At 54.4% G+C, this 13,404-nt stretch carries 13 protein-coding genes; 12 read left to right on the top strand and 1 reads right to left on the bottom strand.

What is annotated here, in order from left to right; all coding sequences use genetic code 11:
* Positions 1 to 66 precede the first annotated feature (66 nt).
* The 8 genes from HV340_RS10980 (at position 67) to HV340_RS11015 (ending at position 8,931) form a co-directional block, all read left to right on the top strand.
* Entirely contained in the window at positions 67 to 1,656 is a 1,590-nt protein-coding gene (locus tag HV340_RS10980) for a methyl-accepting chemotaxis protein (protein ID WP_059306734.1), read from the top strand.
* 62 nt (positions 1,657 to 1,718) lie between these two features.
* Positions 1,719 to 2,645: a glutaminase B gene (glsB, locus tag HV340_RS10985; RefSeq protein ID WP_025204200.1), complete on the top strand. Its 927-nt coding sequence runs from the start codon at positions 1,719 to 1,721 to the stop codon at positions 2,643 to 2,645.
* Complete coding sequence (locus tag HV340_RS10990) at positions 2,645 to 3,001, top strand: DUF4186 domain-containing protein (RefSeq protein ID WP_014170055.1); 357 nt, start codon at positions 2,645 to 2,647, stop codon at positions 2,999 to 3,001. Before glsB ends, HV340_RS10990 begins: the two co-directional genes overlap by 1 nt.
* A 113-nt stretch (positions 3,002 to 3,114) precedes the next feature.
* Complete coding sequence (locus HV340_RS10995; RefSeq protein ID WP_020884148.1) at positions 3,115 to 4,560, top strand: GGDEF domain-containing protein; 1,446 nt, start codon at positions 3,115 to 3,117, stop codon at positions 4,558 to 4,560.
* Positions 4,561 to 4,669: 109 nt separating this feature from the next.
* Complete coding sequence (locus HV340_RS11000; RefSeq protein WP_014170057.1) at positions 4,670 to 5,635, top strand: sensor domain-containing diguanylate cyclase; 966 nt, start codon at positions 4,670 to 4,672, stop codon at positions 5,633 to 5,635.
* Positions 5,636 to 5,717: 82 nt separating this feature from the next.
* The gene (locus tag HV340_RS11005; RefSeq protein WP_020884147.1) at positions 5,718 to 6,245 is read left to right on the top strand and encodes a GNAT family N-acetyltransferase; all 528 of its coding nucleotides are present in this window, start codon (positions 5,718 to 5,720) and stop codon (positions 6,243 to 6,245) included.
* A 117-nt stretch (positions 6,246 to 6,362) separates the two neighbouring features.
* Positions 6,363 to 7,814 (top strand): tagaturonate reductase, encoded by a 1,452-nt coding sequence (locus HV340_RS11010; protein ID WP_181216530.1) that lies wholly within the window; start codon positions 6,363 to 6,365, stop codon positions 7,812 to 7,814.
* 202 nt (positions 7,815 to 8,016) lie between these two features.
* A complete protein-coding gene (locus HV340_RS11015; RefSeq protein ID WP_014170060.1) occupies positions 8,017 to 8,931 on the top strand; it encodes a bestrophin family protein in 915 nt (304 codons plus the stop codon).
* Here HV340_RS11015 and HV340_RS11020 read toward each other — a convergent pair.
* Positions 8,919 to 9,467, bottom strand: a complete 549-nt coding sequence (locus HV340_RS11020; RefSeq protein ID WP_181216531.1) for a GNAT family N-acetyltransferase — start codon at positions 9,465 to 9,467, stop codon at positions 8,919 to 8,921. The two genes, HV340_RS11015 and HV340_RS11020, sit on opposite strands and share 13 nt — an antisense overlap.
* A 143-nt stretch (positions 9,468 to 9,610) precedes the next feature.
* Here HV340_RS11020 and HV340_RS11025 point away from each other — a divergent pair, with 143 nt between their 5' ends.
* From HV340_RS11025 to HV340_RS11040, 4 genes are all read left to right on the top strand, one after another.
* Positions 9,611 to 10,051 (top strand): GNAT family N-acetyltransferase, encoded by a 441-nt coding sequence (locus HV340_RS11025; RefSeq protein ID WP_014170062.1) that lies wholly within the window; start codon positions 9,611 to 9,613, stop codon positions 10,049 to 10,051.
* Between the two features lie 145 nt (positions 10,052 to 10,196).
* Complete coding sequence (locus HV340_RS11030) at positions 10,197 to 11,192, top strand: alpha/beta hydrolase (protein WP_181216532.1); 996 nt, start codon at positions 10,197 to 10,199, stop codon at positions 11,190 to 11,192.
* Positions 11,193 to 11,236: 44 nt separating this feature from the next.
* On the top strand, positions 11,237 to 11,977 hold the full coding sequence (locus HV340_RS11035; RefSeq protein WP_025204193.1) for a response regulator: 741 nt from the start codon (positions 11,237 to 11,239) through the stop codon (positions 11,975 to 11,977).
* Entirely contained in the window at positions 11,974 to 13,272 is a 1,299-nt protein-coding gene (locus tag HV340_RS11040) for an ATP-binding protein (RefSeq protein WP_063924945.1), read from the top strand. The genes HV340_RS11035 and HV340_RS11040 overlap by 4 nt, the downstream gene beginning before the upstream one ends.
* Positions 13,273 to 13,404 lie beyond the last annotated feature (132 nt).

Below are 13,404 nucleotides of genomic sequence, written 5' to 3' on the forward strand. Positions count from 1 at the left end.
CAATGGTTCTGTCATTTTCGTTTCGTAGACTCGCACGCGTCTAACGTCTTGTTACTGAAGAAAATTATGAACCTAACGCAAATTTTTCGCCGTATTGCGCAGCGCCTCATCCCTCGTCAGTTTGGCCTGCTGACCGGTATTTTCTGTATTATTGGTCTTTTCTCCGCACTGCAACTCTCCTCTTCATTTTTGCTCAATGCTTCCCTGAAGGACGCTCAGCGCAACGAGCAGCAAAATCTGCTGGCGTACCAGCAACAGAGCAAACTGGATCTGGCCCGCGTGTCTCTGCTGGCAGCAAGCGATCTGCTTAACCGCTCCGGCGTCTGGTTTATGCAGGATAAAGAGACCGGCTCTGAAGGAAGCTGGCACAGCCTGATGGACGAAGCTCAGGCGTCGCTGACGGTTTCTCAGCAGGCCTGGAACGCCTGGCTGGCGCTCAATCCGCCAAAAGATGATGCCCTGATCACCAGCTACCAGCTTTTCTACGGTGCCATCAAGGAGCAGGCGGAAGGGCTCATCAAGACCAACACGATCGACGCCTTTTTTGCCGTACCTGCCCAGGCTTTTCAGACTGACTTCAACGAAAACTATGCCCGCTATCAGCAGGCCAGCGAGAAGCAGGCGATGCAGGGCCGCCAGAGTCTGATGGCGCAACTCTCTGGCCTGCAAACGCTTTTTCTGATAGCGCCGGTTCTGCTGCTTGCCATCGCCATTCTGGTGTGGTTCGGCATGTCCCGCTGGGTCATTACGCCGCTGCGACGGTTGATTGCTCACATTAACCAACTGGCGGCAGGAGACCTGTCCGGTACACCGCCGGGCGTACTGCGCTTTAACAAGGAGATCGGACAGTTAAGCGACAGTGTTTCCACCCTGCAACACGGACTGCAGGAACTGGTGACCCAGGTCAGCAATGCCACCCACGCAATGGTTGAAAATATAGGCTCGCTGGCTCAGGGCAACCAGAAGCTGTATCTGCAGTCGGCTCGTCAGGCGAAAGAGCTTGAGGATGTGACGACACACATTGCCGCGCTGGAAAACCACGTGGAAGGGAATACAGGTTATGCAAAACTCGCCAGCTCACGGGCGAACGAGGCGCGCCAGGTAGCCGCGGGTGGCGATCGGATGATGACGACCGTCAATGCCTCCATGCAGGCGATCGTTGACCGATCGTCAGAGATGCGCGGGATCGTGGCGATGATCGACAGCGTGGCGTTTCAGACCAACATTCTGGCACTGAATGCGGCCATCGAGGCCGCCCATGCGGGGAACCACGGGCGCGGGTTCGCCGTTGTCGCCCGGGAAGTGGGGCTGCTGGCCAGAAAGAGCAGCCATTCGACGCAGACTATTCAGGCGCTGATCAATCACTCTTTGCAGGGCATCGAAGACGGTTCCCGGGCCGTTAACCTGCTGGAAGATAATCTGCAGCAGGTGATCGGGCTGGTGGCTAATTTAAGCAGTCTGCTGAATGAGATCTCGGTCGCGACCCTGAGCCAGGGGGAGAGCATTCATCAGATGACGCGGCAGCTTCAGGCGTTGAATCAGGTTTCCCGTCAGACCGACATGCTGGTGTCTGACGCGTCGGATGCCTCTGAACGGCTGCATAAGCAATCCGATCTTTTATTGCAGGCGGTTTCGCGTTTTCGTCTTAGCGCCTGACGCAACATATAAGCCTCTGTTATACTCGCAGCCCGTTTTAGCCTGAGGGCAAGGAGCAAAGTGTGGCTGCGGTCATCCATAATGAGATGTTGGACGAGATTCTGTCGCAGGTTCGTCCGTTAATTGGAAAAGGGAAGGTTGCCGACTATATTCCGGCCCTTGCCTCGGTCAGCGGGAATAAGCTGGGTATTGCCATTTGTACGGTAGACGGGCAGCGTTACCAGGCCGGTGACGCCACCGAGCGTTTTTCAATTCAGTCCATTTCAAAAGTACTCAGTCTGGTTGCGGCCATGCGCCAGTATGAGGAAGACGAAATCTGGCACCGCGTGGGGAAAGATCCGTCCGGGCAGCCTTTCAACTCACTGCTTCAGCTCGAAATTGAACAGGGTAAACCGCGTAACCCGTTTATCAATGCCGGTGCGCTGGTGGTTTGCGATATGCTGCAAAGCCGTCTTAGCGCCCCTCGCCAGCGTATGCTTGAAATTGTCCGCCAGCTCTCGGGCGTCGCGGATATTGCCTACAATGCGGTGGTGGCGCGCTCGGAGTTTGAACACTCCGCCCGTAACGCGGCTATCGCCTGGCTCATGAAATCGTTTGGTAACTTCCATAACGATGTCGCCACCGTGCTGCAAAACTATTTTCATTACTGCGCGCTCGAAATGAGCTGTGTTGAACTGGCACAGACATTCTTGTTCCTCGCCCATCAGGGGCATGCGCCGCATCTCGCGCAAGATGTTGTCTCGCCCATGCAGGCGCGTCAGGTGAATGCCCTGATGGCGACCAGCGGGATGTATCAGAACGCCGGAGAGTTTGCCTGGCGCGTCGGTCTTCCGGCCAAATCCGGTGTCGGCGGCGGGGTGGTGGCAATCGTGCCTCACGAAATGGCGATTGCCGTCTGGAGCCCGGAGCTGGATGAAACGGGAAATTCACTTGCCGGTGTGGCAGTTCTGGAGAAACTGACCCAACGTCTGGGACGTTCCGTATACTGATGTCGACCCTGGATCCGCTTTTTGCCCGCCTGGCGCGATCGCCTTTTCGTTCGCGCTTTCGCTTAGGCACGAAGGAACGGCAGTACTGCTGGGACAAAGGTGCCGAAACCATTGACCAGCACGCCGCCGATTTTATTGCCCGGCGTCTTGCACCGGCCCATCCCACCAATGACGGGAAACAGACGCCCATGCGCGGTCATCCGGTGTTTATCGCTCAGCATGCCACCGCCACCTGTTGTCGTGGCTGTCTGGCAAAGTGGCATAACATTCCGCAGGGTGTTCAGCTCAGCGCGCAGCAACAGCATTATATCGTCAGCGTGATCCACCACTGGCTGGTGCTGCAGATGAACGCCTAAATTTGACGAGTTATGATCCTGTTGTATTTGTGTTATAGATGCAGGTTAAGTTAGTTCAGATCCTGCTGACGATCGACATAATCGCCATAAGTTATTATACGGAATGATATTTAATGCGTTCTGCTCTCTCTGCCTTCAGGTTTTTTCAACCCGATACTCCGCTGCGTAATGCGTCGTGGATCTTTATTCTCACCACCTTATTCTATTTTGTGGGTGCTGAATTGCGTCTGGTTGAAGCGTTGTCGCTGTTCTGGCCACTGAATGGCGTTATGGCGGGAGTATTCGCCCGTTATGCTTATCTGAATCGTCTGCATAACTACGCGGTCGCGTATGTTGCCATGCTGATGTACGACGCGGTCACCACCAGCTGGGGAATGGCCTCGCTGGTGATTAACCTGTCGAATATGATTTTTATCGTCGTGGTCGCCATACTGGTTCTGCGTGATAAACGGCTGATGAAAACCCCCGATCCGCTTAATGCGCTGCGTCTGTTTAACTACTGCCTGATTGCTGCGCTGCTGTGTGCCTTGCTTGGCGCGGTGGGGTCGGTCGGTATCGACAGTCACACCTTCTGGCCGCTGTTTGCCGACTGGTTTAGCGAGCAGTTTTCAACGGGGGTGCTGATTGTGCCGTGTATGCTGACGATTAGCCTGCCCGTACGTGATATTCAGTTACGCCTGGAGCAGCTGTTCCCGGTTATGGCGTTGATAGTCTCGGTGGTCGCGTCGGTGGTGATAGGCGGCGCGGGGAGCCTCTGTTTCCCGCTGCCGGCGCTTATCTGGTGTGCGGTACGCTACCCGCTGCCCGTCACCTGTTTACTGACGTTTCTCACGGGCGCCGTTGAGATCATTCTGGTTGCCAACTCCATTATCAATATTGCCGTCGCGACACCGCTTTCGACCCCGATGATGTTCTCAGCCCGGCTGGGCATTGCCACCATGGCTATTTGTCCGGTGATGGTCTCCGTCAGCGTGGCGGCCATTAATTCACTGATTCGTCAGGTGTCACTGCGGGCAGATTATGATTTTCTGACGCATGTCTATTCCCGATCCGGGCTTTATGAAGCGTTAAAGCAAGAAGAGGCGCACCGGCATTCGCGTTTTTTAACCGTCATGCTGCTGGATATCGATTACTTCAAAAGCATCAATGATAACTACGGTCACGAGTGCGGTGATCGCATACTGGCGGCCTTTGCCCGGCAGGTTCAGCAGGTTGTCGGTGAGGACGGTATGGTGGCGCGAATGGGCGGAGAAGAGTTCGCGGTGGTCGTGAACTCCGGGGATGCGCAGCACGGTTTTGAACTGGCTGAACGCATCCGAACCACCGTCGCACATCATCCGTTTACCTGGCGCCAGCAGACGCTGTATCTGACCGTCAGCATTGGCCTGGGCAGCGGTAAATCTGAATCATGGCAGTTGACGGAGGTCTTTAATAAGCTGATGGCTGAAGCGGACGATCATCTCTATCGTTCAAAGAAAGCGGGGCGAAATCGGACCAGCGCCCGGCTGTCGGATGAGCAGGTTACTGCAACGTCCGGCAGCGAAACATCACTGCATTAGTCGTCATGAGCCAGTGACGTTAACAAATAGCGTCTGAACAGGATATTCGTACACTGACAATGTCTCTGTTTAAGCTACGCTTTTAGTAAAGCTTGCGTCAGGAGACGTTATGAAAACACCTGCAACCCCTGAAAATGAAACGGAACGTCTGAACTCGCTGCGCGAATCAGGCCTGCTTGAAATCGACAGTTCGCCGGCCTTTGACCGCCTGACGCGTCTGGCAAAACGCTTTTTCCAGGTGCCGCTGGCGATGGTCAATCTTATCGATGAGCATTCGCTGATCGTGAAGTCGGCTGATGGCCAGGCACCGGACTCTGTCCCGCGCAATATCTCATTTTGTGGCCATACGATCCTCAGCGAAGCGCCGCTGGTGGTGGGGGACATGCGTCAGGATGACCGCTTTGCCGATAATCCGCTGGTGGCCGGTGAGCCCGGCGTTCGTTTCTACGCTGGTTTCCCGCTGCGTCTGCGCGACGGCGCGAGCGTCGGATCGCTTTGCCTGATTGATTATTCTCCGCGCGAGTTTACGGCGGCCGATCTTGCCGTACTGGGAGACCTGGGCGCGCTGGCAGAAGATGAATTTGCCGCCGTCAGTGCGGCGACTACCGATGAACTGACGGGCTTATTCAACCGTCGGGGCTTTAATCAGCTCGTCCGGTTTACCCTGTCCGTCGCCCGACGCCGTGCAGAGCCGTTAACCCTCGGCTGGCTGGATCTGGATCGTTTTAAGGAGATAAACGATCGCTACGGTCACGAGGAAGGGGATAAGGCGCTGAACGTGATGGCGCAACTGATGCGTTCCTCCTTCCGTGAGGCGGATCTGCTGGTTCGCTTTGGCGGGGATGAGTTTGCCGTGCTGTTCGCCGATACGGATGAGCAGGGGGCCTGGATTGCGATGCAGTATCTGGCCGAGCAGGTCGAAAATTATAATGCCCGCAAACTGCATCCGTGGTCGCTTCTGTTCTCGTGGGGACTCAGTGAATTCGACCACAATGGCCATGACCTGCAACAGTGGCTAAAAGAGGCCGATGAAAAGATGTATGCCATGAAGCAGCAACGCCACCGCGAAAGATGACATAACAAAAGCCTATGATCGATCCGTTTGCGTTAATAAGATGTTAATTGCACAGTGACGGTATTCAACGTAAGGAAAAACAATGAATACCTCACTGCACATCAAAAACCTCACCCGGGAAGAGATCCTCACCCACCTTGATGCGTTGTCCGCGATCCTCGAAAACTGCGTTAACGGCGGCGCATCCGTCAGTTTTATGTTGCCCTTTAGCCCGGAAAAAGCACGTGCTTTCTGGCGCGGTATTGCTGAGAGCGTGGGACGCAATGAACGTCTTGTGCTGGCCAGTATCGATCCGCAGGACGGTGTTATCGGCACGGTACAGTTGATCACCGATCAGCCGGAGAATCAGCCGCATCGCGCGGATGTGGCAAAACTGCTGGTCCATGAAAAAGCGCGCCGTAAAGGGGCGGCAATGGCCCTGATGGAAGAACTTGAAGTACAGGCCAGAGCCAGAGGCATTTCGGTCCTGGTACTGGATACGTCCACCGGCAGCGGTGCCGAGACGTTCTACCAGCGTGCTGGCTGGCAAAAAGTGGGGGAGATTCCGCGCTATGCATTGATGCCGGATGGCGCGATGACCGCCACCTCCGTGTTCTATAAGTTCTTATAATTATTTTTCACAACTCCATCATGAATTGATCAAAACAGGGTTCCCGGTCGTAAAGTTTTGATAAGTTATCGTACCAATCTTATCAGGCTGTATGACTAATTATAAAAGGAACCCATTGTGAACACACTTAACCGTCATGATTTTCCCGGTCCACACTATCCGGAACGTATCATTCAGTTTGGTGAAGGCAATTTCCTGCGGGCGTTTATCGACTGGCAAATCGACCTGTTAAACGAACATACCGATCTCAACGCCGGTGTGGTGGTCGTTCGTCCCATTCAAAGTGATTTTCCGCCGTCGCTGAATACGCAGGATGGACTGTATACCACGATCATTCGCGGCCTGAACGAAAAGGGCGACGCGGTGAGCGATGCACGTCTTATCCGTTCCGTTAACCGCGAAATCAACGTTTATAACGAATACGATGCGTTCCTCAGGCTGGCTCATAACCCGGAGATGCGCTTTGTGTTCTCGAATACCACGGAAGCCGGGATCGGTTATCACGCGGGCGACACCTTTGAAGATGCGCCTGCCGTCAGCTACCCGGCGAAACTGACGCGATTGCTCTTCGAGCGTTTCAGTCATTTTAACGGTGCGCCAGACAAAGGCTGGGTCATCATTCCGTGTGAACTGATTGACTACAACGGGGATGCGCTGCGGGAACTGGTGCTGCGCTACGCGCAGGATTGGGCGCTGCCGACGGCCTTTACTGAATGGTTGAACGATGCCAACTGCTTCTGCTCGACCCTGGTTGACCGCATTGTAACGGGTTACCCGCGTGACGAAGTGGCCGCCCTGCAGGCTGAACTGGGTTATCAGGACGGGTTCCTGGATACCGCCGAACACTTCTATCTGTTTGTGATTCAGGGCCCTGACTCCCTTGCCAGCGAACTGCGTCTTGATAAGTTCCCGCTCAACGTATTGATCGTGGATGACATCCGGCCTTACAAAGAGCGTAAAGTCGCCATTCTGAACGGTGCGCACACGGCGCTGGTACCGGTAGCCTTCCAGGCCGGGCTGGACACGGTAGGCGAGGCGATGAACGATGCTGACGTGTGCGCTTTTGTCGAAAAAGCTATCTATGAGGAAATTATTCCGGTACTGGATTTGCCGCGTGATGAGCTGGAATCGTTCGCCAGTGCGGTAACGGGTCGTTTCCGTAACCCTTACATCCGGCATCAGCTGCTGTCGATTGCCCTCAACGGGATGACCAAGTTCCGCACCCGCATTCTGCCGCAGCTGCTGGCAGGGCAGCAAGCAACCGGGTCATTGCCTGCGCGACTGACGTTTGCTTTAGCGGCACTGATTGCGTTTTATCGCGGGGAGCGTAACGGGGAAAGTTACCCGGTTCAGGACGACGCGCACTGGCTGGCGCGTTTCCAGCAGCTGTGGACACAGCATCACGATCGCCAGATCACTACCCGCCAACTGGTAAAATCGGTACTGAGCGTGAGCGAACACTGGGAGCAAGATCTTACGCAGGTTAACGGCCTGGTCGAGCAGGCTACGCGGGATCTGGATGCTATTCTGCTTCAAGGAATGCGTGCGGCGGTTAAACCGCTCTGCTAACACCGTTGCCCGGCTTCGGCCGGGTTTTAATGGGGACCTTATTAGTTACAACATACTATTTGCTCTGTTTTTAAAAAACACCTTTGGCACCGTGCGGTTTAGGCTAGCGAGGTCAGAAAATTCAATGTTTTATTAACATGCTTGCAACCGTGAGGGGGATCACGTTTAATAGCCACGCTCTTTTTCTTTCCTGAAACTCACTATGATTGTTCGTCCTAAACAGCACTGGTTACAACTCATCTTTGTCTGGCATGGCTCGGTACTGCCAAAAATCTATACCCGCTTGCTACTCAACTTCCTGCTTTCTATCGCCGTGATCCTGATGCTGCCGTGGTACACGTCCCTTGGCATCAAATTTACCGTTGCGCCCTTTAGCATTCTCGGTGTGGCGATCGCTATCTTTCTCGGTTTCCGAAACAACGCCTGCTATTCCCGCTACGTTGAGGCGCGCCAGCTTTGGGGGCAACTGATGATAGCGGCACGCTCTCTGTTTCGCGAGGTAAAAAACACCTTGCCGGACGATAAACATCTTGGCGAGTTTGTCCGCCTGCAGATTGCCTTTGCCAACTGTTTGCGCATGACCCTGCGCCGGGAAACGAACGCCGAACAACTTTCCCGTTATCTTCCGGAAGATGATTTACGCAAGGTGATGAACGCCAACTCGCCGGCGAACCGTATTTTACTGATCATGGGGGAGTGGCTTGCCGTCAGGCGTCGCAATGGCGAGCTCTCAGATATCCTGTTCCACAGTCTCAACAACCGGCTGAACGACATGTCCATCGTCCTGTCGGGTTGCGAGCGTATTTTGACGACACCCGTACCGTTTGCTTACACGCTGATCCTTCATCGTACGGTGTATCTGTTCTGCATCATGCTGCCGTTCGCGCTGGTCGTCGATCTGCACTACATGACGCCTTTTGTGTCAGCGCTGATTTCTTACACCTTTATCTCGCTGGATACGCTGGCGGAAGAGCTGGAAGACCCGTTTGGTACCGAAGATAACGACCTGCCGCTGGACGCCATCTGCAACATGATGGAACGTGACCTGTTGCAGATGAACGATGAAGAAGAGATCCCCGAAAGACTGTTACCGGATAAATATTATCAACTGACCTGACGGGCATTCCATTCGTCACGGGTGATTTCCCACAGTTCGGAGTCCAGTATGCCGCTGACGTACGCTTTCTTTTCTGTCCTGATAAGCCGCATGCCGCTACTGTCTGAAATACGACGGGAGCGGCTGTTAGCAGCCGCTTTTGGCGCACGCAACACCGGCTTGTTCAGGGTGTTAAACCAATAATCCGTCGCCGCAATACTGGCCTCACGCATGTATCCCTTACCCTGAAACTCCGGCGCCAGCCAGAACCCACGGTTATTATCTTCAACATCGTACAGGCAGATAATCCCCATCAGCTCATCCGGCGCCTCGCGACGTCGAATACTCCAGAACCAGGCAATGCCTTTTTCCATATCCGGCAGCGCAACGTTATTAACATAATACTCCGCGCCGTTATCCGGGTAGGGCCAGGGCACTGAGGAGACCATATAGCGAACGATTTCCCAGCGTGGATAAAGCTGCTGTATCTGGACGGCATCTTCCGCGACCAGGGGAATGAGTAACAGGCGGTCTGTCGTTAGCGTCGGTATTGTCATCCGTGGTTCTCCCTGTTTAAGCGTTATGTTTTTGTTCACCTTCTGGTATTTTCATCTCTATCACATTCTTTTTCGGTGTGCTGGACTTCTTTACTACCAATAACTGCTTTTAAAAGGCTTTCGATTTGTAATATGAGGAATATATGGCTGTTACGGTAAGAGCTTTACGCGCAGAAGATTATTCCCAGTGGCGTCCGCTGTGGGACGGCTACACTCATTTTTATGACTGTGTCCTCGATGAGTCCGTGACAGCCGCGACATGGCAAAGGGCGCTCGACGAGCGATCATCGATGTTTTGCCGGGTTGCGGAAAGCGACGGCAACGTCATCGGCTTCGCCATGTGTATTTTGCACGAAGGAACCTGGTCGACAGCGCCCGTTTGTTATCTGGAAGACCTGTTTGTTGCTGCCAGCCAACGGGGAGCAGGGACCGGAAAAGCGCTCATTGACGCCCTGATGGACGAAGGCAAGCGCGAAGGGTGGTCGAAACTTTACTGGGTCACGCGGCAGAACAACCCGGCACGTAAACTCTACGACCAATATGGCGAAGCCGACGATTACGTTCGTTATCGCGTCTCGCTTTAAGACGCAATGACCTGTGTTTGTATCACATTGTATCAACGCCTCTGATACATACACAGGCTTGCAATAAAGGCCCATTCGCACATATCCGCTATACAAACCGATGTTGTTATATCCCCGTGAATCGTACTCAATCGGAGATAACAACATGTTCAGCAAACTCGCATACTCAACTCTGGCGTTAACCGTTTCTCTTGGTACCGTCATGTCCTGTCAGGCCGAAGCAACCGGTACTGATTTCGCGACGGCGTTTGATCATCCTCAGCAGATTAACGCCGGCGACCTTAACGTCGGTTATGTCGACATCGGCCCGAAAAATGGTCAACCGATCATTTTATTACACGGCTGGCCCTACGATATTCATAGTTATGCGCAAGTCGCTCCCGCGCTGTCTGCCAAAGGATATCGGGTGATTGTGCCTTCTCTGCGTGGCTACGGAACTACCCGTTTCCTCTCAGACAAAACGCCGCGTAACGGCCAGCCTTCGGCCATGGCGAAAGACATTGTGAACCTGATGGATGCCCTGAACATCAAGCAGGCCGTTTTTGCAGGATACGACTGGGGTGCCCGTACGGCGGACATCGTCGCGGCGCTGTGGCCAGAACGCGTTAAATCGCTGGTCTCCGTCAGTGGATACCTGATCAGCAGCCAGCAGATTGGCAAACAACCCTTACCGCCGAAAGCAGAAGTTCAGTGGTGGTATCAGTTCTATTTCGCCACCGAACGTGGTGCTGAAGGCTACGCCAAAAACACCCATGACTTCGCCCGTTTGATCTGGTCGCAGGCATCACCTGACTGGAAATTTAGCGATGCAACGTTTAACGCCAGTGCCAAATCCCTTGATAACCCGGACCATGTCGCGGTGACGCTCAGTAACTATCGCTGGCGTTTAGGGCTGGAAAAAGGGGAGCGCAAATACGACAGTTATGAGCAAAAACTGGCAACGCTTCCGAATATTACCGTCCCGACGATCACCATCGAAGGCGGAAACAACGGGGCGCCGCATCCTGCTCCACAGGCCTACGCCGGGAAGTTCACCGGCAAGTATGAACACCGTACCTTTGGCAAAACCGTAGGTCACAACCCACCACAGGAAGATCCGCAGGATTTCGTCAACGCAGTTGTGGACGCAGATAAACTCTGAAATGTGCTATTTTCAATACGTTACCCTTCAGTCTGGAGATTTCTGTGGAGCATATTGATCATATCCTTGTCGTCGACGACGACAGGGATATTCGTGAGCTGATTGTCGATTACCTCGTTAAGTCCGGATATCGCGCCTCTGGCGCGGCAAATGGCAAAGAGATGCGAGTTGTGCTTGATAAACAGCATATCGATCTTGTGGTGCTGGATGTCATGATGCCCGGCGATGACGGATTAACGCTGTGCCGTCAACTCCGAAGCGGTAAACATAAAGACTTGCCCATTCTGATGCTCACGGCGCGTAACGAGGAAACAGACCGGATCCTGGGGCTGGAGATGGGGGCAGACGATTATGTCGTGAAGCCTTTTGTTGCACGCGAGTTACTCGCGCGGATCAAAGCCATTTTACGTCGTTTCCGCACAATGCCCCCTAATTTACAGGTGACGGAAGCCGGACGACTGGTCACGTTCGGAGAATGGCAACTGGACACCGTGGCCCGTCATTTAATCGACAGTGAAGGGATGGTGGTGGCGCTCAGCGGGGCGGAATATCGTCTGCTGCGCGTGTTCCTCGATCACCCTCAGCGCGTCCTGACCCGGGATCAACTGCTAAATCTGACCCAGGGGCGCGATGCCGAGCTTTTTGAACGATCGATTGATCTGCTGGTGAGCCGGGTGCGTCAGCGTCTGAATGAAGACGCCCGCACGCCGGCCTATATCAAGACCGTGCGCAGTGAAGGCTATGTCTTTACAATGCCGGTGACCATAAAAGAGGCCAATGAATGACGCTTTGGCCACGCTCGTTGCTGTCCCGGCTGTTGGTCATCGTGCTGGCTGGACTCTTACTGGCCAATACCCTCAGCCTGACGCTGGTGATGGTTGAACGTATGCACAGCGCCCGCACCGTAATGCTGGGTAATCTGGAAAACGATGTAGCCACTAGCGTGGCCATTCTTGACCGGCTTCCCGCCCAGGAGCGGGCGGCCTGGCTGCCGCGGCTGGAGCGCGGTAACTATCGCTATATTCTTGGGCCTGGAGAACCGGGCGCACCGCCTGAGGATAAGCGTTCACGCGATGCCATTCGAACGCTAAAAGAGACCCTTACGGCTGACTACCCGCTCACGTTTACCGCCGTTCCCGGTCCCATTTCCCATATTCAGGCGCATCTCACCTTACGTGATGGGGCACCGTTGACCATCGATCTGACACCACGCATGCCGCCGGTCGCCAGCTGGTTACCTGTCGTGCTGGTATTGCAGCTGCTGCTGCTTGCGGCCTGTGCCTGGATCGCCGTGCGTCAGGTGATTCGGCCTTTTTCTCAGTTTACCCGTGCGGTTGACGCGCTGGACCCGGCGGCAAACACACCAATGACGGAGAAAGGGCCGGTAGAAGTGCAAAGAGCCGCGCATGCCTTTAACGCGATGCAGGCGCGCATTCAATCCTATCTTCGCGAACGCGCGCAGATCCTGGCATCCATTTCTCACGACCTGCAGACGCCCATCACGCGCATGAAATTGCGCGTCGAGATGGCCGATCAACCCGAGTTACGCGACAAGTTATTGAACGACCTCGATAACATGACCCGTCTGGTGCGGGAGGGGATTGCCTATGCCCGGTCATCAGAATCCCTGGAAGAGACCTCGCTAAAGCTGGAGCTCAATGCCTGGGTAAACAGTATTGCCTGTGATTATCAGGACATTGGTAAAAACGTGCAGCTTCAGGCAAACGACGCCCGCCTGCCGATAGTGACTCGGCCGCAGGCGCTTCGCCGGGTGATGACCAACCTCCTGGATAACGCGCTTAAGTTTGGTGGCTATGCCGTTATTGAGATTGATGATTCTTCTGCCGGACACATTGCTATCCATATTCTGGACGGCGGGCCGGGGATACCCGAGGCTGAACTCGACGCGGTATTACAGCCTTTTTATCGGGTAGAAACATCGCGTAACCGTGATACCGGCGGAACCGGCCTGGGGCTGGCGATTGCCGCACAGCTGACCGCGCAGCTTGACGGGAAACTGCGGCTGGCAAACCTTCCTGAAGGCGGGCTGAAGGTCACGGTAACGCTGCCGCGTCGCTGATTGTACGGTTTTGTATCCAGTTGCGTGACCGATACGAGAGCAGACAAATCGTCCCTTTTTGCACACATCCCAAACACATCCGTACGATGAAATACCCTCACTGCAGCGTCGCAGGCCATCTGTAATGTGAGG

The organism is Enterobacter sp. RHBSTW-00975 (assembly GCF_013615235.1).
GTDB lineage: Bacteria > Pseudomonadota > Gammaproteobacteria > Enterobacterales > Enterobacteriaceae > Enterobacter > Enterobacter ludwigii.

What these genes read in the sequence shown, in the direction of transcription:
- HV340_RS11000 (WP_014170057.1), top strand. Translation starts at nt 4,670, where the DNA reads ATGAAAACACCTGCAACCCCTGAAAATGAAACGGAACGTCTGAACTCG.
- HV340_RS11040 (WP_063924945.1), top strand. Translation starts at nt 11,974, where the DNA reads ATGACGCTTTGGCCACGCTCGTTGCTGTCCCGGCTGTTGGTCATCGTG.
- HV340_RS10990 (WP_014170055.1), top strand. Translation starts at nt 2,645, where the DNA reads ATGTCGACCCTGGATCCGCTTTTTGCCCGCCTGGCGCGATCGCCTTTT.
- HV340_RS11025 (WP_014170062.1), top strand. Translation starts at nt 9,611, where the DNA reads ATGGCTGTTACGGTAAGAGCTTTACGCGCAGAAGATTATTCCCAGTGG.
- HV340_RS11005 (WP_020884147.1), top strand. Translation starts at nt 5,718, where the DNA reads ATGAATACCTCACTGCACATCAAAAACCTCACCCGGGAAGAGATCCTC.
- HV340_RS10995 (WP_020884148.1), top strand. Translation starts at nt 3,115, where the DNA reads ATGCGTTCTGCTCTCTCTGCCTTCAGGTTTTTTCAACCCGATACTCCG.
- HV340_RS10980 (WP_059306734.1), top strand. Translation starts at nt 67, where the DNA reads ATGAACCTAACGCAAATTTTTCGCCGTATTGCGCAGCGCCTCATCCCT.
- HV340_RS11030 (WP_181216532.1), top strand. Translation starts at nt 10,197, where the DNA reads ATGTTCAGCAAACTCGCATACTCAACTCTGGCGTTAACCGTTTCTCTT.
- HV340_RS11015 (WP_014170060.1), top strand. Translation starts at nt 8,017, where the DNA reads ATGATTGTTCGTCCTAAACAGCACTGGTTACAACTCATCTTTGTCTGG.
- HV340_RS11020 (WP_181216531.1), bottom strand. Translation starts at nt 9,467, where the DNA reads ATGACAATACCGACGCTAACGACAGACCGCCTGTTACTCATTCCCCTG.